We start from the raw sequence: 17,700 nt of genomic DNA on the forward strand, positions 1-17,700 counted from the left end.
TATGGACAGCCTGATCACCGTCGAAAAACTTACCGCAAAACACCTGCCTTACCTGTATGAAATCAGATTTTCCGTCGAAGAGAACCCGCTTCACCCTCACCAGATCCAATATCTTCAGAGGACCCAGGCGCTGGATGATATCAACCAGGGCGGCGGTTGGATTTGCAAGTACGGCGAAGACTATGCCGGGGTCGGTTTCGGTCTCTTTATCCCTGAGGCATTGATCGGTGGGCTGTTTGTTAAGCCGGAGTACCAGTCTAAGGGAATAGGCTCCACTTTACTGAATGCAGTCACGGCATGGTTATTCGAGAATGGTGCCGAAGAGATCCACCTCACAACCGATCCAGGCTCGAGAGCTGAGGCGTTTTATCAGCGGCGTGGTTGGGTTGCCATTGGCAAGGATGAATTTGGCCAGGCGGAATGGGTTAAGCGTAAAGGTGATAAATAATGAAAATCAAAGGACTGATGGTCTTATTGCTGATGTCTTTGTTCAGCGCTCCGCTTTATGCTGGCGTTGATTATTTTTATCTTAAAAAGAACGATGGTGAGAAGGTCAAGATTACGCTACAGGCGTTAGAGGCGATGCCATCTTCTTCGATTAAAACTTCGACCAACTTCACGCCTGAGGCCGTTTTTACCGGCGTTGAGTTTAGCGCACTGGCAAAGGAATATGATCTGACGGGCAGCAAGGTTCGTGCTTTTGCCTGGGATGATTATTCATATTCAATGCCCGTCGCCGAGCTGGCTAAATACAAAGTTATTATCGCTTATAAGAAAAACGGCGAGCTCATGGATGTTGCGCAGTTGGGGCCTTTTGCGATTATCTACCCTCGCGATAGCCACCCAGAGTTGAATAATATTGATGTGAATGCAAAAACCGTTTGGCAAATAAAAATGCTAGAGGTTAAGTGAAATGAGCAAGAAATTTATCGGGACTCTGGTCACCTTGGTAGCAGCGCTGCTGCTCTTGATTTTACTGATTGCCGTAAACTTCGGTAACGTGAAAGAGCGATACAAGCAGATTGAGCCCAATCTCGATAATTACTCCGTCGCTGAAATTCTCTTTTTATCCTTTGAAAGGACGAAAACCGCACTGCTACTGGGCGATGAGGATAACTACGACGCTTTTATGCTCAAAAAGAAAATATTCGCATCAAAAATTGCCATTCTTGAAGGTCGTTCTACATTCAGCGACTCTTTTTATTATGACGAAGAGTTTATAAAAACTATTGGAGTTTTGAAACGTCAGTATGCCGAACTGGATCAACTTAGCGTTGAGTTGTTAAACGGCACGAAAACCAAAGCCGATATACTCTCGTTTATGGAAGAGATGGAAATTACCCTGGTGGATATTCAAGAGATAATCTACAAAATACAGATAAGGAATTTCACCGAGGTTAAAGACATCATCAAGGATAATTCGGGTAAAGCAGAACTGTTTGCCATGATCTCGCTGGTACTGATTTTTTTGACGATGTTCCTTATTTTGAAACATGCGTTTTCACTGAAGGAGATAGTTAAGAATAAGAATATCTTTATTTCTTCTATCTACCATGAGATCGCCGGCTCAACACAAGCTATCGTGATTGCGGCAGACATCATGGAGCACGAACTGGTGCAGGATGAGTTAAAAAAAGAAGCCAGGCTCATCTCGCACCACGGTAATAAAATCGCAGAGCAAACGCGTGAGGTGATGGATTACTCACGGCTTGAAATGGGGGAGGTAAAGGTAAATGATTCCCTGTTCTCACTCAATGAGGTGGTTGACGATGCCGTCACTGCGGTGAGTGGGGGAGGTCGCAATCAATTTATTGTTCGTCATTCGTCTTATGCAGGGAAAATCCATTCTGATAAGTACAAACTCTATCGAATACTTGTCAACCTGTTGGGCAATGCCGATAAGTATACGCATTGCGGTTTGGTCATTCTGAATGTGAAGGTTTGCAATAGCCATCTTTATCTTCTGGTGAAGGATAACGGTATCGGCTTTAACGTGAAAAATATTGACAGATTATATAAAGCATTTAATCAGGGCGTGGAAAGAGAGACGCGCCAGGGGCTGGGCCTGGGGTTAACCATTATAAAGAACTATGTGACCAGGATGAAAGGCAGCATCAGAGTGAAGTCAGTCGAGGGAAAAGGATCGTCATTCCTCATTTGCTTGCCAATAAAATCAGTTGAAAAATAAATGGGAAAGCAACAGCGAAGAGATAATCAGCGGCTTGGCCGGCTTCTCAACCAAATGGACGTCGTAGTTTAATATCATATCGCCTATGTTTTTCTCATAGTGATTTAACTGGCCCGTCAGGATGATGATCTGTGCATGGGTATCCACGCTGTCTTTTATCTTTTCTACGACCTTTTCCGACGTCTCGCCAAAGTCTAACAGCCAATCAAGGATAAAGGCCTCGTAAGCATGCTGCTCCAGGCTGGCGATGATCGTCGTCGCGGTTGGGAAGGTCTCTGTTTCAATACCGTAGCGGGTGGTGATTTTCTTTAGCAGCTCCAGGATGTCTTGATCGTTGTCGAGGATGGCTATTCTTGGCGCCGGCAGAAAGTCTATTTTCCTGACCTTATACAGTTCTGCACCCGCGCTTTTATCTCTGTCGGTGTTAATAATAAAGAGATCGTCTTTTCTGAACGCATAGGTTTCCGCATCTTCAATGTTATCTACCGGCTTGTCATCAACCTCAATATTGCACCGTTTATGTATGCTGTTCATGATAAACACGCAGTTATGTGCTCTGCGTCCTTCAAACGATTCATTGAAGTATTGAAATACTTTTTTTACCTCGTCGAGAGTGATGCCTCTTTTACCGTCAAGCTTCTGCTTGGCGCTGTTGTATTGAAGGTTCAGTACGCTCGCCATGGTTGATGCGTGCTTTCTGTCACCCACCCCCTTTTGGGTCAGCAAGCTACTGATTGCCTGTGCGTAATTTGGCGTTTTCTTCATGATCACCTCGATTTTTCTGATGTTGACCACGAGCATTGGGTGTCCCGAGGTTGCCTGCTGGCCCGATTATAGATGAAGTCTGGATGGCTGCGGCTATATCCGTTTGATTTTATTAAATAAACTCAAAACACACTCAATATAGATACAAAAAGCACTCAAAAGACATTCACATTTTATCGTTGATATGATTAATTAACACTTATATGTGTGATTCGCGTTCCTGGGGGGGCTGCCTGTCTCACAAAATAAGCTGCCTGCCCCCGTCTTCAAGCCGGGGGCAGGCAGTAAAAAAGATACACGGCCAATGCCAGGGGCCATTACAGCATCAGGGATTCATCGCCTCACTGCGGCGCGGGTGGGTCACACCTCTCTTGCCTATTGATATTACCGCACGCTTTCCATCGGGTTGTCAGATCAGTTTGGCGCTCAGCCTTTGACTGTGGTCAAACCAGATAGTTTTGTCAAAAGACCGGGGCTTTTCATGGGAGAGGACCCGGAATCACGCGAGAGAGTATTCGACGCGATCCGGGTGGGTAAGGCGAAGCCGCCGGGAGGTAGTAGCGGCTCCGGCTGGCGCCGGGTTTGGCTGCCAGCGATGCCACTATAGCGGGGCTGTTTTCCCGTAACAGCAGCATCAATAGCTTCTGCGCAGCGCGTCCATCACATTTTCAGCAGTGTCGTAAGCGTTGCAAATTATTGCGGGCTGCGCCCCAGATAGCCGTCCCAGTCTTTCCACACCGGTTGCAAACCGGCATCGCTGATGGCTTGCGCCACCTGCTGCGGGGTACGGCCATCGTGCGGTTCGAACTGTTCCAGTTCCGGCGGTACGTCGTCGGCATAGCCACCGGGCTGAGTCTTGGAGCCGGCACTGACGCTGTTGATCGCCACCGGGATCATATGATCGCGGAAGAACGGTGACTCACGCGTCGACAAAGAAAGCTCCACGTCGGGGGCGAACAGCCTGAAAGCACAGATCAACTGCACCAATTGCGGCTCGCTCATGATCGACGCCGGTTCGATGCCGCCGGCGCAGGGGCGCAAACGCGGGAACGAGATGGAATAGCGGCTCTGCCAATAGGTTTGCTGCAGGTAAAACAGGTGTTCAGCCAGCATATAACAGTCGGTGCGCCAACTGTTGGACAGCCCGACCAATGCCCCGAGCCCGATCTTGTCGACCCCGGCGCGCCCCAGGCGATCCGGCGTGGCCAGCCGCCAGTGAAAGTCCTGTTTCTGCCCACGCAGGTGGTGCTGCAGGTAGGTGGCGGGATGATAGGTTTCCTGATACACCAGCACGCCATCCAACCCCAGAGTTTTCAGTTCGGCGTACTCCTCTTGCGCCAGCGGTTGCACCTCCATCATCAGCGAACTGAAATGGCGGCGGATCGCCGGAATATGCTGCCGAAAGTAATCCATGCCGACCTTGGTCTGGTGCTCGCCGGTGACCAACAGCAGATGCTCGAAACCCAGTGCCTTAATCGCCAGGCACTCGCGCTCGATCTCCGCGGCATCCAGGGTTTTACGCTTGATACGATTGCTCATCGAAAAGCCGCAGTAGGTGCAATCGTTGGCGCACAGGTTGGACAGATACAGCGGTACGTAGAAGCTGACCACGTTGCCAAAACGTTGGCGCGTTAACTGCTGTGCGCGTTGCGCCAAGGGTTCCAGATAGGGCGCTGCGGCAGGGGAGATCAACGCCATAAAATCTTCGCGCGTCAGTTTGTCCGCATTGAGCGCGTGTTCGACATCACGCGCCGTCTTGCTGTTAATGCGCAGCGAGATATCGTCCCAATCCAGCTGTTGCCAGCGGCTACTGAAATCATCTGCCATCACAATGCCTCCCCAGCCTGGCTGAGAAAAGCGGTCAGTGGGCTGGAGGCGACCGCGTTGCGTTGGCTGTTGCCCAAACCGGCCTGACGCGCCAGTTCACCGGCCTCCAGCGCCAGACGGAAGGCTCGCGCCATCTGCACGGGATTGCGCGCCACGGCGATAGCCGTATTCACCAACACTGCATCGGCACCCAGTTCCATGGCTTCCAGCGCATGGCTTGGCGCACCGATACCGGCATCCACCACCACCGGCACTTTGGCCTGCTCGATGATGATTTCCAGGAAGTCGCGAGTACGCAGACCCCGGTTGGAGCCGATTGGCGATCCGAGCGGCATGACCGCCGCACAGCCGGCTTCCTCCAGCCGTTTGCAGAGTACGGGGTCGGCACCGCAATAAGGCAACACCACAAAACCTTCTTTGACCAGCGTTTCCGCCGCCTTTAGGGTTTCGATGGGGTCCGGCAGCAGGTATTTCACATCGGGGTGAATTTCCAGTTTTACCCAGTGGGTTCCGAGCGCTTCGCGCGCCAGTCGGGCGGCAAACACCGCCTCAGCCGCGGTTTTTGCGCCGGAGGTATTGGGCAGCAAGCGAACGCCCAACTGTTGCAACGGCGCCAGAATGGCATCGTTGCCGCCTCGCAGATCAACGCGTTTCATTGCCATGGTCACCAACTGCGAGCCGGAAGCCTGCAGGGCATCCAGCATCAGCGCTGGGGTGGCGAATTTGCCGGTGCCGGTAAACAGGCGTGAAGTAAAAGTGGTATCGGCGATTTGCAGCATGTCAGCCTCCGGCGATCGCTTGAAACAACAGGATGTCATCACCGTCCTGCACCAGATGGTTAACCCAGTCGGCGCGCGGGATGATAGTTTGGTTGATAGCCAGCGCGGTGCCTGGCTGGTGGCGTTCCAACTGCTCGAGCAGAGCGGCGACGCTCAGTGGCTGCGCCAGCTCTAACGGCTGGTCATTAAGCCGGATCTTCATGCTGCTCCTCCACATGCCGGGCAGGTGCTGGCCTGGCTGAGTTGCAATGTGCTCCAGCTTTGCTGTTTACCGTCGAACAACTGCAGCTTGCCGTTGAGTGACGAAGGCATGCCCGCCAGCATTTTTATCGCCTCCAGGGCTTGCAGCGTACCGATGACGCCGACCACCGGACCCAGTACGCCCGCGGTGCGGCAATTGCGCTGTGGTTCGGTTTGCTCCGGGTACAGGCAGGCGTAACAGCCGTGGGCATAAGGCGGCTCTATGACCAGCAATTGGCCGCTGAAACCTACCGCGCTGCCGCTGATCAGCGGTTTACCGGCCTTGATACAGGCGGCGTTTACCGCATGACGGGTTTCCATGTTATCGCTACAGTCTAAAATCAGATCGGCGCGTTCAACGGCCTGCTGCAACACTTCCCCCTGCAGTCGCTGCTCCAATGCGATGGACTCCACCATCGGGTTCAGCGCCTGTAACTGGCGTTGTGCCAGCGTAGCTTTGCTTTTTGAAACGTCGGTGCTGCGGTACAGGATCTGACGCTGCAGATTGGTGATGTGCAGCGTATCGTCATCGGCCAACAGCAGGGTGCCGACACCGGCTGCCGCCAGATAGAGCGCGGCGGGGGAGCCCAGGCCGCCAAGTCCGACGATCAACGCCGTCGAACGTTTTAGCTTTTCCTGGCCTTCCGGGCCAATGTCTTCCAGCAGCAACTGGCGGCTGTAACGCAGGAACTCTTGATCGTTCAACATGGCGTTACTCCTTGCCTTCGATCAGTTGCAGCAGTTGTGCGGTAGCGGCGCGCCAGTCCGGCGCTTGGGTAATGGCACTGACCACCGCCACGCTGCCGACGCCGCAGTCCAGCACGGCGGCTACGCGATCGATACTGATCCCGCCGATCGCTACCGTCGGGTAGTCATTTAACCCGGCAATATGGCGTTTCAGCTCTGTCAGACCCTGGGGCGCCGAAGGCATATCCTTGGTTTGCGTCGGGAAGATATGCCCCAGCGCGATATAGGAGGGTTTCACTGCAATGGCGCGGGCCAGCTCGGCATCGTCATGGGTGGAAACCCCTAAACGCAGCCCGGCGCGATGAATGGCCGCCAGATCGGTGGTGTCCAAATCTTCCTGGCCGAGATGCACGCCATAGGCGTGGTGTTTAATCGCCAGTTGCCAATAATCATTGATAAACAACCGGGCGTGATACCGCTTGCCGAGCGCAATGGCGGCGGCGATATCCGCTTCGACCTGCTCATCCGGCAGATCTTTGATACGCAGTTGGATCGTGGTGACACCTGCCTCCAGCAGCCGGGCAATCCATTCAACGCTGTCGACTACCGGGTATAACCCCAGCTTGTGCGGTGTGGCGGGGAAAGGCGTGATGATATCAGTCATTGCTCAACTCCTCTTGCAGGTTGCCGGCGCTGTGGTACAGCTCGCTGCCGCGTGAACGGAACTCGGCCGACATCTTTTCCATGCCGGTGAGTTGCACTTCTATCGGTTTAGCGGCTTCCTGCGCCGCGGCATAATCGCGAACTTCCTGCGAAATTTTCATCGAGCAGAATTTGGGTCCGCACATTGAACAGAAGTGGGCGATTTTGCCGGATTCTTGCGGCAGGGTTTCATCGTGATAAGCGCGCGCGGTGGCCGGATCGAGCGCCAGATTGAATTGATCCTCCCAACGGAATTCGAAACGCGCTTTGGACATGGCGTTATCGCGGATCTGCGCGCCAGGGTGGCCCTTGGCCAAATCGGCGGCGTGAGCGGCAATCTTGTAGGTGATCAGCCCCTGCTTGACGTCCTCTTTGTTCGGCAGCCCGAGGTGTTCCTTCGGCGTGACGTAACACAGCATGGCGCAGCCAAACCAGCCGATCATCGCGGCGCCAATACCGGAGGTGAAGTGGTCATAGCCTGGGGCGATATCGGTAGTCAACGGGCCAAGGGTGTAGAACGGCGCTTCGTGGCAGTGCTCCAGTTCCTCGGTCATGTTGCGACGGATCATCTGCATCGGCACGTGGCCTGGGCCTTCGATCATCACCTGCACATCATATTCCCAGGCAATTTTGGTCAATTCACCCAGGGTATGCAATTCGGCGAACTGTGCTTCGTCATTGGCGTCCTGGATTGAGCCGGGGCGCAGGCCATCGCCGAGGGACAGCGAGACGTCATAGGCGGCGCAGATCTCGCAGATCTCGCGAAAGTGTTGGTACAGGAAGTTTTCCTGATGATGGGACAGGCACCATTTGGCCATGATCGAACCGCCGCGAGAGACGATGCCGGTCAGGCGTTTGGCGGTCATCGGCACATAGCGCAACAGGACGCCAGCGTGGATGGTGAAGTAGTCGACGCCTTGTTCCGCCTGCTCCAGCAGCGTATCGCGGAACATTTCCCAGGTCAGGTTTTCCGCTACGCCGTTCACTTTCTCCAGCGCCTGATAGATAGGCACCGTACCGATAGGTACCGGGCTGTTACGCAGGATCCATTCACGGGTTTCGTGAATATAGCGGCCGGTGGACAGATCCATCACGGTGTCGGCACCCCAGCGGGTGGACCACACCAGCTTCTCGACTTCTTCTTCGATGGATGAGGTCACCGCCGAATTGCCGATGTTGGCGTTCACCTTCACCAGGAAGTTGCGGCCGATGATCATTGGCTCGGATTCAGGGTGGTTGATATTGGCGGGGATGATGGCGCGACCGGCCGCCACTTCCTGTCGCACGAATTCCGGCGTGATGTTCTCCGGCAGGTTGGCCCCCCAACTTTGGCCTGGATGCTGGTGGCGCAGGACCTCACCACAGATGCGTTCGCGCCCCATGTTTTCGCGGATGGCGATAAACTCCATCTCCGGGGTAATCATGCCGGCGCGCGCGTAGTGCAACTGGGTGACGCACTTGCCGGGTTGCGCCTTGCGTGGCAGCGGCAGATGTTCAAAGCGCAGGTGATCCAGGCCTTCATCCGCCAGGCGCTGCTGGGTGAAACCGGAGCTGACACCTTTGAGGGCTTCGGTATCACCGCGTTCGGCTATCCAGTCCGCGCGCAGCTTGGCCAGGCCGGTATGCACGTTGAGTTCGGATTGCGGATCGCCGTAGGGGCCGGCGGTATCATAGACCGGAATGGCTTCGTTTTGCTCGTACTGCGGGTTGTCTTTGTCGCCGCCAAGCAGCGTCGGGCTAAGCTGGATTTCACGCATCGGCACCTGCAGATCGTCGCGCGAACCCTGCAGATAAATACGGCGTGAGTTGGGAAAGGAAACGCCCTGAAGCGTATCGATAAACTGTTGGGCTTCTTCGCGTTGCTCTTTACGGGCACGGGGTTTTTTAACGTTAGACATAGCAAGTTCCTACCAGTGTGTTGGGTTGGGAAAGTTGCTTGTCTGGAGCTCGGAGGGAGTAATGATGCTGGCCGTTTAAGGCGGGTTTATCCCAAATCGGGGTTCCTGCCTGTGGCGATAGATTACTCTTGTTCCCTTCGCGGGTATTAACCCGATCAGGTTCCGCGGATCCCGAATTAACGGTCTCAGCCTGGCCAATTTGATGAACAAATCAGGCGCTAGGCACTCCGACAAGATGCCCCCAGTATAGGAGGGTGAATAAAAAAAACTACAAAATTCTAACGGGCCTGATCCAGTGCCTCGTCCGCTTGAGCTTGCTGCCAGGCTTCCGCCGCCAGCTGGATCAGCTTATCTTCCAGGGTGAAACGCGCTGCCAGAGTTTCGCCGATATCCGACAATGCCTGATGAAATTCCAGGCATACGTCCTGATCGATATCCACTTCGGTATAGCGATCGTGGAAAACCATAATCTGCTCGGTATTGGCCCACAGCTTGGGATAGATATTAACCGCCAGGGTCATTTTCGGACTGGATGCGCCTTCCACTTGCTTGATAATTCTGTCATAGATATGGAAATGGCCGGCGGAGAGGTAATCCACCAGATTATGGCAAAAGTTCTCCAGCGCTTTTTCATTCAGCGGCGTATGCTTTTCTTTATTCGGTTTGATGCCCACGAGGGTGCAATAGGCGACCAGCAATTGCTTGCGCGCCTGAAGCCATTGATCAACTAATTCATTACTACCACCAACGCGCTGAGTCAGGCTTTCCAAACGGTTGAGCATGTTTGACTCCGTAAGTAATAAGACGTAACAGTAAGTTATTAAAATGTTACAAGGCCGATTTGTAGAGTGCCAGTGAAGCTGAGGTTGTGCAACAACGATATGGAACTTGCATTAACGGGTAATGAAAATGGCTGGTGGATAGTCAGTCATGAAAGCAAACTTTGGTTACCGAACGGTGAACTGCCGTGTGGGACTGCATCGTCATTCTCTCTGAAGGGGAGGATGGCACGTACCATTGGCGAGTGGGAAGGGTTGCCGGTGTGGCTGGTGCGCCATACGATGCCGCAGGAGATGGGCTCGGTGCGCCAACTGCTTGAACTCGACCGTGGGCTGTTTCAGCTCGCCGGGCGCGGGGTGCAACTGGCTGACTTTTACCGTTCTCATCGCTACTGCGGTTACTGCGGGCACGAGATGCATCTCAGCCGCACCGAGAGCGCCTGCCTGTGCGGCAATTGCCGCGAGCGTTACTACCCGCAGATCGCCCCCTGCGTGATCGTCGCCATTCGGCGTGACGATGAGATCCTGCTGGCGCAACATGTGCGCCATCGCGGCGGCATCCATACCGTTCTGGCCGGTTTCGTCGAGGTAGGCGAAACGTTGGAGCAGGCGGCAGCGCGGGAAGTCATGGAAGAAAGTAATATTGAAATCAAAAACCTGCGCTATGTCACCTCGCAACCCTGGCCGTTCCCGCATTCGCTGATGATGGCCTTTATGGCCGATTACCATCGGGGCGAGATCCGTCACGATCCGAAAGAGCTGCTGAACGCCGGCTGGTACCGCTACGATCAGTTGCCGCTGTTGCCGCCGCCCGGCACCGTGGCGCGCCGCCTGATAGAGGACACCGTAGCCTTATGCCGCGAGCAATAACTCGCTACAATAGCGGCAGATGAATAAGGGAGCCCCATAAATGAATGAGTTGAAGAACGATCGTTACCTGCGCGCGCTGTTGCGTCAGCCGGTAGATGTGACCCCCGTATGGATGATGCGTCAGGCCGGTCGTTATTTACCGGAGTACAAAGCCACCCGTGCCCAGGCCGGTGATTTCATGTCGCTGTGCAAGAACGCGGAGCTGGCCTGCGAGGTCACGCTGCAACCCTTGCGTCGTTTCCCGCTGGATGCGGCCATCCTGTTCTCCGACATCCTCACCATTCCCGACGCCATGGGGCTGGGCCTGTATTTCGAAAACGGCGAAGGTCCGCGTTTCTCCTCACCTATTACCTGCCGCGCCGATGTGGACAAGCTTCCTGCGTTCGATCCGGAAGTGGAACTGGGCTACGTGATGAACGCGGTGCGCACTATCCGCCGCGAACTTAAGGGCGAAGTGCCATTGATCGGTTTCTCCGGCAGTCCGTGGACGCTGGCGACCTATATGGTGGAAGGCGGCAGCAGCAAGGCCTTCACCAAACTGAAAAAAATGATGTACGCGGAACCCGCCACGTTGCACCTGCTGCTGGATAAGTTGGCGGACAGCGTTATTTTGTATCTCAATGCCCAGATTAAAGCCGGTGCGCAGTCGGTGATGGTATTCGATACCTGGGGCGGCGTGCTGACCGGCCGTGATTACCGCGAATTCTCCTTGCATTACATGCACAAGATTGTCGATGGCCTGCTGCGTGAAAACGATGGCCGTCGCGTGCCGGTAACGTTGTTCACCAAAGGCGGTGGTCAGTGGCTGGAGGCGATGGCGGCGACCGGTTGTGACGCGTTGGGTCTTGATTGGACGACCGATATCGCTGACGCGCGCCGTCGTGTTGGGGATAAAGTGGCGCTGCAGGGCAATATGGACCCGTCAATGCTGTATGCGTCGCCTGAGCGTATCGGTCAGGAAGTGGAAACCATTCTGGCCGGTTTCGGTCACGGCGAAGGGCATGTGTTCAACCTGGGCCACGGTATTCATTTGGATGTGCCGCCAGAAAATGCCGGCGCCTTTGTTGAGGCCGTTCACGCCCAATCGGGCAAATACCATCGCTAAGGACCGGACGTGATAGATACTCAAGCCCTACGCGCGGAGCAATTGCAGCGCGCCTCGGAGGTGATCCGTTTCGATGACTTTCGCGTCGAGCGACCGGCTTTTATTGCCGGTGCCGACGTGGGCTTTGAACAGGGAGGTGAGGTGACTCGTGCCGCCATTGCCATCCTGCGCTATCCATCGCTGGAGCTGGTGGAGTACCAGGTGGCCCGTGTCGCGACTACCATGCCCTACATTCCCGGGTTTTTATCCTTTCGCGAATACCCCGCATTGCTTGCTGCCTGGGAGCAACTGCAGCAGAAGCCGGATCTGGTTTTTGTCGACGGTCATGGCATCTCACATCCGCGCCGTTTGGGCGTTGCCAGCCATTTTGGCCTGCTGGTCGACGTGCCGACCATCGGCGTCGCTAAAAAGCGCCTGTGCGGTAAATTTGCCCCATTGGACGCCGCCGCCGGTGCGTTGGCGCCGCTGGAAGACAAAGGCGAGCAGCTTGGTTGGGTGTGGCGTAGCAAGGCGCGTTGTAATCCGTTGTTTATCTCCACCGGCCACCGTGTTGGGGCCGACAGCGCGTTGGCCTGGGTACAAGGCTGCATGGCGGGCTACCGTTTGCCGGAACCCACACGCTGGGCAGATGCCATCGCCTCGCGCCGTCCGGCCTTCCAGCGCTGGTTGCAGCAGCATCCAGAGGTGTCGCAATGACCGATTTCGGGTACACTGCGGCGCAGATAACGCGTAAGAGAGTGAATAATGCTACGTAACCCGATCCATTTACGTCTGGAAAAACTTGAGAGCTGGCAACATTTGACCTTTATGGCCAGTTTGTGCGAGCGTATGTATCCGAATTACCAGATGTTCTGCCTGCAAACCGAGTTCGGCGATCCGGCGATTTACCGCCGCATTCTGGATTTGGTGTGGGAAACGCTGGTGGTCAAGGACGCCAAGGTCAACTTTGACAGCCAGCTGGAGAAGCTGGAAGAGGCGATACCTTCGGCAGAAGATTACGATCTTTACGGCGTTTACCCGGCTATTGACGCCTGTATCGCATTAGGTGAACTGATCCATTCGCGACTCAGCGGGGAGACGCTAGAGCACGCCATCGCCATTAGCGAAACGTCAATTCGCACCGTGGCGATGTTGGAAATGACTCAAGCCGGTAAAGAAATGACCGACGATGAGCTGAAAGTTTTGCCTGCGGTAGAGGAAGAATGGGACATCCAATGGGAAATTTTCCGCCTGTTGGCTGACTGTGAAGAACGCGATTTAGAGCTGATTAAAGGCTTGCGTTCTGACCTCCGCGAGGCCGCGGTAAGTAATATCGGGATAAATTTAACGCAATAAGGCAAGAAAACGTGATTTAACGCCTGATTTGTCATGCCTTAAGGCTTCACATCCGCACCCTGTCTGGTCTACATTTGGGGGGCGTAAAAAAAGTGGCTATCGGTGCGTGTATGCAGGGAGTGCTGTCAATCGGCATATCCGTCGCACTCGATGCTTTGCAAACGATAAACACACTGTAAGGATAACTTATGAACAAGACTCAACTGATTGATGTAATCGCGGACAAGGCTGACCTTTCCAAAGCACAAGCTAAACTGGCTCTGGAATCTACCCTGGCTGCTATTACTGAGTCTCTGAAAGAAGGTGATGCAGTACAATTGGTTGGTTTCGGTACTTTCAAGGTAAACCACCGCAACGAGCGCACTGGTCGCAACCCGCAGACTGGTAAAGAAATCAAAATCGCAGCTGCTAACGTGCCTGCGTTCGTTTCTGGTAAAGCACTGAAAGACGCAGTTAAGTAATACTGCGTGTTGGTGAAAAGATTAAACAGGGGGGCAATTGTGCCCCTTTTGTTTATCCGACAGGCGCTTATGGTCATCGGCATTGCCGGTGGCCTAAGCGCCTGCAGCAGTCATTCAGATCCCCCTGCCTTTAGTGCCAGCGGCTATGTGGCCGACCAGGGCGTTATCCGCCTGTGGCGCAAGGACGACGATCGGCACCGTCCATTGGTGTTGATGAGCGTCTACAGTCCTTATCGCGGTCCGGGCACCGTCACTACCCTGTACGAATATCAAAACGGCGAACTGCGCCAGATTAAACGCACTGACGCCGATGGTGATCGTGACTCTATCCAACTGCGCTTTGCCGATGACGGCGAAGTGAGCTTTATGCAGCGCCAACTGGCCACGCGGCGTGAACAACTGACCGCCGACGACATCGCGCTGTATCAATACCAGGCGCGGCGAGTGCTTGAAGTGAGCAACGCGCTGCGTGCCGGCAATGTGAAACTGCTGCAGGGGCGTTGGCAGCAGGGCTCGGTGCAAACCTGCGATGGCCAAACGCTGAAACCCGGGCTGGACGGCAGTGCCGAAGCCTGGATTGAGCGTCGCGCCCGCAACAGTAGCCAACCGGTGAATATCGCCTGGCTGGAGGCGCCTGAAGGGCGTGAACTGCTGCTGGTGGCGAATGATGATTTTTGTCGCTGGGAACCGAAAGAAAATCAGCTATAAAAAAGGCCCCGCATTGCGGAGCCTTGAGCGTTTTTGGCGTTCAGATCATTTGCCGCGCGCAATCGCACGATAGCCAATGTCCTTGCGGCAGAAACTGCCTGGCCACTGAATGCCTTCCGCCAACTGGTAAGCGCGTTGTTGCGCCTGAGCCACCGTTTCACCCAGTGCGGTAACGCACAACACGCGACCCCCGCTGGTCACCACCTCATTACCCTGCATACGGGTGCCGGCATGGAATACCTTGCCGTCGGCGCTTTCTTGCTGCGGCAGACCCTGAATGACTTCACCGTTGTTATAGTCGCCCGGATAACCGCCGGCAGCCAGTACCACGCCTAACGCAGGGCGTTCATCCCACTCGGACGTTTTCTCATCCAGTTTGCCATCCGCACCGGCCAGGCACAGCTCAACCAAATCGGAGCGCAGGCGCAGCATGATCGGCTGGGTTTCCGGATCGCCAAAGCGGCAGTTGAATTCAATGACTTTCGGCTGACCGTCTGCGGAGATCATCAGCCCGGCATACAGGAAACCGACGTAGGTGTTACCTTCCGCCGCCATGCCGCGCACGGTTGGCCAGATAACCTGGTCCATGGCACGCTGGTGGATTTCATCGGTCACCACGGGTGCCGGGGAGTAAGCCCCCATGCCGCCGGTGTTCGGACCGGTGTCGCCGTCACCGACGCGTTTGTGATCCTGACTGGTGGCCATCGGCACCACGTTTTCACCATCGACCATGACGATAAAGCTGGCTTCTTCGCCATCCAGAAACTCTTCTACTACGATACGGTGGCCTGCATCGCCAAATGCGTTGCCTGCCAGCATGTCTTGCACCGCGTCTTCCGCTTCCTGCAGCGTCATGGCAACAATCACGCCTTTACCGGCAGCCAGACCGTCGGCCTTGATGACGATTGGCGCGCCTTTGCTGCGCACATAGGCCAGCGCGGGTTCGACTTCGGTAAAGTTTTGGTACTCGGCGCTCGGGATATTGTGACGTGCCAGGAAATCTTTGGTGAAGGCTTTGGAGCCTTCTAACTGGGCTGCCGCCTGCGAGGGCCCAAAGATTTTCAGACCGGCGGCCTGAAAGGCGTCAACCACGCCAATCACCAGCGGTGCCTCCGGCCCGACGATGGTGAGCCCGATGTCATGGCTCTGGGCAAAGGCGAGCAGGGCTGGAATATCGGTAGCGGAGATCGCGACGTTCGTCAGGCTTGGTTCCAGCGCGGTGCCGGCATTGCCGGGGGCGACGTAAACGTTGTCCGCCAGTGGCGACTGAGCGGCTTTCCAGGCCAGCGCGTGTTCGCGTCCGCCGTTGCCGATAATTAAAATGTTCATCAGGTGCTCCACGAAGGGCGTGCGCTGCAGCGCACGCAGCAAAAGGATTAATGACGGAAGTGACGCATATCGGTAAAGATCATCGCAATGCCGTGTTCGTTGGCGGCGGCAATCACTTCATCATCGCGGATAGAACCGCCAGGCTGGATCACGCAGCTGATGCCCACGGCCGCAGCGGCATCGATACCGTCACGGAACGGGAAGAAGGCATCGGACGCCATAGCGGAGCCTTTGACTTCCAGGCCTTCGTCCGCGGCCTTGATACCGGCGATCTTGGCGGAATACACGCGGCTCATTTGCCCGGCGCCTATGCCGATGGTCATGTTGTCACGGGCGTAAACAATCGCGTTGGATTTAACGAACTTGGCTACCTTCCAGCAGAACAGCGCATCACGCAGTTCCTGGGCGGTCGGTTGACGTTCGGACACGACACGTAGATCGCCTTCACTCACCATGCCCAGATCGCGATCCTGCACCAATAAGCCGCCGTTGACACGTTTGAAGTCCAGAGCGGCAATGCGTTGTTGCCACTGACCACAGGCCAGTACGCGAACGTTCTGTTTGGCGGCCAGCAGGGAACGCGCTTCCTGGCTGATGCTTGGGGCGATAATCACTTCCACAAACTGACGGCTGATAATGGCCTGCGCGGTGGCGGCATCCAGTTCACGGTTGAAGGCGATAATACCGCCGAACGCGGAGGTAGGATCGGTTTGATAAGCGCGCTCATAGGCTGCCAGAATATCGTCGCCTATCGCCACACCGCACGGATTGGCATGCTTGACGATGACACAAGCCGGTTCGGCGAACTCTTTCACGCATTCCAGCGCGGCATCGGTATCGGCGATGTTGTTGTAAGACAGTGCTTTGCCCTGCAATTGATCGGCAGTGGCGACAGAAGCTTCCTCAACGTTCTCTTCTATATAGAAGGCAGCTTGCTGGTGGCTGTTCTCACCGTAGCGCATATCCTGCTTCTTGATGTAGTTAAGGTTCAGCGTACGAGGGAAACGACCGGAAGGCTGTTCGGTGTCGCCGTGGTAGGCCGGCACCAGCGCGCCGAAGTAGTTGGCGATCATGCTGTCGTAGGCGGCGGTGTGTTCAAAAGCCTTGATGGCCAGATCGAAGCGAGTGGCGTATTGCAGCGAGCCGTCGTTGTTATCCATCTCGGTAATAATAGCGGCGTAGTCGCTGCTCTTTACTACGATGGCGACGTCTTTGTGGTTCTTCGCCGCAGAGCGCACCATGGTCGGGCCGCCAATATCGATGTTCTCTACCGCATCTTCCAGCGAGCAATCTGGGCGTGCCACGGTTTGGGCGAATGGATACAGGTTCACTACCACCATGTCGATCGGCTTGATGTCATGCTGACTCATGATGCCATCGTCCTGGCCACGACGGCCCAGAATGCCACCGTGGACCTTCGGGTGCAGGGTCTTCACTCGTCCATCCATCATTTCCGGGAAACCGGTGTAGTCGGAAACTTCGGTAACAGGCAGGCCGGCATCTGCCAGCAGGCGAGCAGTGCCGCCGGTGGAGAGCAGTTCAACACCACGGCTTGAAAGCGCTTCGGCGAATTCAACGATACCGGCTTTGTCAGAGACGCTGAGCAGGGCCCGGCGGATTGGACGAGGTTGTTGCATGGTTTTATCCCTTGGCTTTGGAGTCGCAATAAAAGAGCGTTACGTGAATTTCCACCTTCTACTCTCTATAAAGAAAGGTTTTTCTCTCTATATAGGGGGCGTCGGGCACAAATTCAGGTAACGCCCCCATAAAAAGGGGAGCGTTTCGTCGCGGGGAATTGTAGCGAAAACGTTTGCGTGGCGCTCGTAAATTTTCCGTGCAAATGGCTTCTGTGGATAAGTTTGTGCACAACAGGGTATAAGGCGGGCTTTTGCTGTGGAATGCAGCAAACGATCGTTTTTGTCGAAAATACCGGTTGCGACCTGCGAGGAACTCCCTATAATGCGCCTCCATCGACACGGAACATGTGAACAACTTCACAGAGTCTCCGGGGTTCGAAGAGAAAAAAT

19 protein-coding genes and 1 riboswitch are annotated in these 17,700 nt (G+C 55.1%); of the genes, 9 read left to right on the top strand and 10 right to left on the bottom strand.

What is annotated here, in order from left to right:
• Position 1: 1 nt before the first annotated feature.
• Genes ACGS9J_RS26350 through ACGS9J_RS26360 form a run of 3 tightly spaced genes read left to right on the top strand, consistent with a single transcriptional unit; the run spans position 2 to position 2,188 of the window.
• Complete coding sequence (locus ACGS9J_RS26350; protein WP_442233529.1) at positions 2-448, top strand: GNAT family N-acetyltransferase; 447 nt, start codon at positions 2-4, stop codon at positions 446-448.
• Positions 448-912, top strand: a complete 465-nt coding sequence (locus ACGS9J_RS26355; RefSeq protein ID WP_442233530.1) for an oxidoreductase — start codon at positions 448-450, stop codon at positions 910-912. The genes ACGS9J_RS26350 and ACGS9J_RS26355 overlap by 1 nt, the downstream gene beginning before the upstream one ends.
• Position 913: 1 nt before the next feature.
• Positions 914-2,188: a sensor histidine kinase gene (locus ACGS9J_RS26360; protein WP_442233531.1), complete on the top strand. Its 1,275-nt coding sequence runs from the start codon at positions 914-916 to the stop codon at positions 2,186-2,188.
• Here ACGS9J_RS26360 and ACGS9J_RS26365 read toward each other — a convergent pair.
• From ACGS9J_RS26365 to rsd, 8 genes are all read right to left on the bottom strand, one after another.
• Positions 2,174-2,989, bottom strand: coding sequence for a helix-turn-helix domain-containing protein (locus ACGS9J_RS26365; protein ID WP_442233532.1), 816 nt, complete (start codon positions 2,987-2,989; stop codon positions 2,174-2,176). The genes ACGS9J_RS26360 and ACGS9J_RS26365 overlap by 15 nt on opposite strands.
• Before the next feature lie 657 nt (positions 2,990-3,646).
• The gene (thiH, locus tag ACGS9J_RS26370) at positions 3,647-4,780 is read right to left on the bottom strand and encodes a 2-iminoacetate synthase ThiH (RefSeq protein ID WP_442233533.1); all 1,134 of its coding nucleotides are present in this window, start codon (positions 4,778-4,780) and stop codon (positions 3,647-3,649) included.
• The gene (locus ACGS9J_RS26375) at positions 4,780-5,559 is read right to left on the bottom strand and encodes a thiazole synthase (RefSeq protein WP_442233534.1); all 780 of its coding nucleotides are present in this window, start codon (positions 5,557-5,559) and stop codon (positions 4,780-4,782) included. The genes thiH and ACGS9J_RS26375 overlap by 1 nt, the downstream gene beginning before the upstream one ends.
• 1 nt (position 5,560) lies before the next feature.
• On the bottom strand, positions 5,561-5,761 hold the full coding sequence (gene thiS, locus ACGS9J_RS26380; RefSeq protein ID WP_442233535.1) for a sulfur carrier protein ThiS: 201 nt from the start codon (positions 5,759-5,761) through the stop codon (positions 5,561-5,563).
• Positions 5,758-6,507, bottom strand: coding sequence for a HesA/MoeB/ThiF family protein (locus ACGS9J_RS26385; RefSeq protein ID WP_442233536.1), 750 nt, complete (start codon positions 6,505-6,507; stop codon positions 5,758-5,760). The genes thiS and ACGS9J_RS26385 overlap by 4 nt, the downstream gene beginning before the upstream one ends.
• 4 nt (positions 6,508-6,511) lie before the next feature.
• Complete coding sequence (gene thiE, locus ACGS9J_RS26390; RefSeq protein WP_442233537.1) at positions 6,512-7,150, bottom strand: thiamine phosphate synthase; 639 nt, start codon at positions 7,148-7,150, stop codon at positions 6,512-6,514.
• The gene (gene thiC / locus ACGS9J_RS26395; protein WP_442233538.1) at positions 7,143-9,086 is read right to left on the bottom strand and encodes a phosphomethylpyrimidine synthase ThiC; all 1,944 of its coding nucleotides are present in this window, start codon (positions 9,084-9,086) and stop codon (positions 7,143-7,145) included. The genes thiE and thiC overlap by 8 nt, the downstream gene beginning before the upstream one ends.
• A gap of 115 nt (positions 9,087-9,201) precedes the next feature.
• Positions 9,202-9,326: riboswitch (TPP riboswitch) on the bottom strand.
• Positions 9,327-9,364: 38 nt separating this feature from the next.
• The gene (gene rsd, locus ACGS9J_RS26400; RefSeq protein ID WP_442233539.1) at positions 9,365-9,868 is read right to left on the bottom strand and encodes a sigma D regulator; all 504 of its coding nucleotides are present in this window, start codon (positions 9,866-9,868) and stop codon (positions 9,365-9,367) included.
• A 99-nt stretch (positions 9,869-9,967) separates the two neighbouring features.
• On the opposite strand from rsd, the gene nudC reads away from it, so the two are divergent.
• The 6 genes from nudC to ACGS9J_RS26430 all read left to right on the top strand — a co-directional run bounded on the left by nudC (position 9,968) and on the right by ACGS9J_RS26430 (position 14,344).
• Positions 9,968-10,735 carry an NAD(+) diphosphatase gene (gene nudC / locus ACGS9J_RS26405; protein WP_442233540.1) on the top strand — a complete coding sequence of 256 codons (768 nt, stop codon included), beginning with the start codon at positions 9,968-9,970 and terminating at the stop codon, positions 10,733-10,735.
• 40 nt (positions 10,736-10,775) lie between these two features.
• Entirely contained in the window at positions 10,776-11,840 is a 1,065-nt protein-coding gene (hemE, locus tag ACGS9J_RS26410) for a uroporphyrinogen decarboxylase (protein WP_442233541.1), read from the top strand.
• A 9-nt stretch (positions 11,841-11,849) separates the two neighbouring features.
• Entirely contained in the window at positions 11,850-12,536 is a 687-nt protein-coding gene (gene nfi / locus ACGS9J_RS26415; RefSeq protein ID WP_442233542.1) for a deoxyribonuclease V, read from the top strand.
• A gap of 48 nt (positions 12,537-12,584) precedes the next feature.
• A complete protein-coding gene (locus ACGS9J_RS26420; RefSeq protein WP_004953973.1) occupies positions 12,585-13,175 on the top strand; it encodes a YjaG family protein in 591 nt (196 codons plus the stop codon).
• Between the two features lie 188 nt (positions 13,176-13,363).
• Entirely contained in the window at positions 13,364-13,636 is a 273-nt protein-coding gene (gene hupA / locus ACGS9J_RS26425; protein WP_012004757.1) for a nucleoid-associated protein HU-alpha, read from the top strand.
• Between the two features lie 69 nt (positions 13,637-13,705).
• A complete protein-coding gene (locus tag ACGS9J_RS26430) occupies positions 13,706-14,344 on the top strand; it encodes a DUF1481 domain-containing protein (RefSeq protein ID WP_442233545.1) in 639 nt (212 codons plus the stop codon).
• A 45-nt stretch (positions 14,345-14,389) separates the two neighbouring features.
• Here the strand turns inward: ACGS9J_RS26430 and purD are convergent, their stop codons facing one another.
• Together purD and purH are read right to left on the bottom strand one after the other, a co-directional pair.
• A complete protein-coding gene (gene purD / locus ACGS9J_RS26435; protein WP_442233543.1) occupies positions 14,390-15,673 on the bottom strand; it encodes a phosphoribosylamine--glycine ligase in 1,284 nt (427 codons plus the stop codon).
• A gap of 47 nt (positions 15,674-15,720) precedes the next feature.
• Positions 15,721-17,310 (bottom strand): bifunctional phosphoribosylaminoimidazolecarboxamide formyltransferase/IMP cyclohydrolase, encoded by a 1,590-nt coding sequence (purH, locus tag ACGS9J_RS26440; protein ID WP_442233544.1) that lies wholly within the window; start codon positions 17,308-17,310, stop codon positions 15,721-15,723.
• Between the last annotated feature and the right edge of the window lie 390 nt (positions 17,311-17,700).

The sequence above is a fragment of the Serratia quinivorans genome (assembly GCF_052113645.1).
Lineage (GTDB): Bacteria > Pseudomonadota > Gammaproteobacteria > Enterobacterales > Enterobacteriaceae > Serratia > Serratia quinivorans_B.

Coding starts and splice junctions, on each gene's coding strand:
- ACGS9J_RS26350 (WP_442233529.1), top strand. CDS start 2: ATGGACAGCCTGATCACCGTCGAAAAACTTACCGCAAAACACCTGCCT.
- ACGS9J_RS26355 (WP_442233530.1), top strand. CDS start 448: ATGAAAATCAAAGGACTGATGGTCTTATTGCTGATGTCTTTGTTCAGC.
- ACGS9J_RS26360 (WP_442233531.1), top strand. CDS start 914: ATGAGCAAGAAATTTATCGGGACTCTGGTCACCTTGGTAGCAGCGCTG.
- ACGS9J_RS26365 (WP_442233532.1), bottom strand. CDS start 2,989: ATGCTCGTGGTCAACATCAGAAAAATCGAGGTGATCATGAAGAAAACG.
- thiH (WP_442233533.1), bottom strand. CDS start 4,780: ATGGCAGATGATTTCAGTAGCCGCTGGCAACAGCTGGATTGGGACGAT.
- ACGS9J_RS26375 (WP_442233534.1), bottom strand. CDS start 5,559: ATGCTGCAAATCGCCGATACCACTTTTACTTCACGCCTGTTTACCGGC.
- thiS (WP_442233535.1), bottom strand. CDS start 5,761: ATGAAGATCCGGCTTAATGACCAGCCGTTAGAGCTGGCGCAGCCACTG.
- ACGS9J_RS26385 (WP_442233536.1), bottom strand. CDS start 6,507: ATGTTGAACGATCAAGAGTTCCTGCGTTACAGCCGCCAGTTGCTGCTG.
- thiE (WP_442233537.1), bottom strand. CDS start 7,150: ATGACTGATATCATCACGCCTTTCCCCGCCACACCGCACAAGCTGGGG.
- thiC (WP_442233538.1), bottom strand. CDS start 9,086: ATGTCTAACGTTAAAAAACCCCGTGCCCGTAAAGAGCAACGCGAAGAA.
- rsd (WP_442233539.1), bottom strand. CDS start 9,868: ATGCTCAACCGTTTGGAAAGCCTGACTCAGCGCGTTGGTGGTAGTAAT.
- nudC (WP_442233540.1), top strand. CDS start 9,968: ATGGAACTTGCATTAACGGGTAATGAAAATGGCTGGTGGATAGTCAGT.
- hemE (WP_442233541.1), top strand. CDS start 10,776: ATGAATGAGTTGAAGAACGATCGTTACCTGCGCGCGCTGTTGCGTCAG.
- ACGS9J_RS26420 (WP_004953973.1), top strand. CDS start 12,585: ATGCTACGTAACCCGATCCATTTACGTCTGGAAAAACTTGAGAGCTGG.
- hupA (WP_012004757.1), top strand. CDS start 13,364: ATGAACAAGACTCAACTGATTGATGTAATCGCGGACAAGGCTGACCTT.
- ACGS9J_RS26430 (WP_442233545.1), top strand. CDS start 13,706: ATGGTCATCGGCATTGCCGGTGGCCTAAGCGCCTGCAGCAGTCATTCA.
- purD (WP_442233543.1), bottom strand. CDS start 15,673: ATGAACATTTTAATTATCGGCAACGGCGGACGCGAACACGCGCTGGCC.
- purH (WP_442233544.1), bottom strand. CDS start 17,310: ATGCAACAACCTCGTCCAATCCGCCGGGCCCTGCTCAGCGTCTCTGAC.